We start from the raw sequence: 251 nt of genomic DNA, 5'->3' as shown, positions 1-251 counted from the left end.
TGTCGTGCCGCCGCCATTGCTCGATCACGACGCTGGCTTCCTTCAGGGTGTAGAACACCTCGCCGTCGAGGAGTTCATCGCGCAGCTTCGCGTTGAAGCTCTCGCAATACCCGTTCTCCCACGGACTGCCTAATTCGATGTAGGCGGTCGTCGATCCCACCGCCGCGATCCAGTCCTGTACGACCTTAGCGATGAACTCCGGCCCGTTGTCCGAGCGGATATGACCGGGCACGCCGCGCAAACTGAACAGA

At 61.0% G+C, this 251-nt stretch carries 1 protein-coding gene; it reads right to left on the bottom strand.

The window, feature by feature from the left end; all coding sequences use genetic code 11:
* On the bottom strand, nucleotides 1-251 hold a 251-nt coding region (locus ASF18_RS02985; RefSeq protein WP_156649602.1), incomplete at both ends, for an integrase core domain-containing protein.

The organism is Methylobacterium sp. Leaf89 (genome assembly GCF_001422215.1).
In the GTDB taxonomy this organism is placed as follows: domain Bacteria; phylum Pseudomonadota; class Alphaproteobacteria; order Rhizobiales; family Beijerinckiaceae; genus Methylobacterium.
The sequence above is the reverse complement of the archived record's forward strand: the minus strand, read 5'-3'. Positions and strand labels throughout refer to the sequence as shown.